Origin of the sequence: Staphylococcus sp. EG-SA-17, from assembly GCF_017151845.1 — a bacterium.
GTDB lineage: Bacteria > Bacillota > Bacilli > Staphylococcales > Staphylococcaceae > Staphylococcus > Staphylococcus aureus.
Window position 1 is genome coordinate 1 of record NZ_JACVZO010000086.1, and the last position, 492, is coordinate 492.

The following is a 492-nucleotide window of genomic DNA, read 5'->3' on the forward strand; positions in this document are numbered from 1 at the left end:
GTCTGCAACGATATCCTCTTGTAATTGATTACGAATATAATTTTCAATCACTTTTTTATTTCTACCTACTGTATCCACATAAAATCCTTTACACCAAAACTTTCTATTTCCATATCTATACTTTAAGTTAGCATGTCTATCAAATATCATTAAACTACTTTTCCCTTTTAAATAGCCAACAAATGATGATACCCCAAGTTTGGGTGGTATACTAACTAACATATGGATATGATCTTTACATGCCTCTGCTTCAATTATCTCTACACCTTTTCTTTCACATAATTGACGCAATATAATCCCTATATCTTTTTTTATTTTTCCATATATCACTTGTCTTCTGTATTTAGGTGCAAAGACAATATGATACTTACAATTCCATTTTGTATGTGCTAAACTGTTTGTGTCAGATGACATTAAATAGCATCTCCTCGTGTTGATTATTTTGGTTGGCTGACCAATATTTATTCTAGCACGTAGAGATGCATTTTTTGT

The 492-nt window shown here is 30.9% G+C and carries 1 protein-coding gene; it reads right to left on the minus strand.

The window, feature by feature from the left end; genetic code table 11:
- Positions 1–414, minus strand: a 414-nt coding sequence (gene tnpA, locus IDG65_RS14170; protein ID WP_050960456.1) for an IS200/IS605-like element ISSep3 family transposase, incomplete at its 3' end; no start/stop codon positions are given.
- Between the last annotated feature and the right edge of the window lie 78 nt (positions 415–492).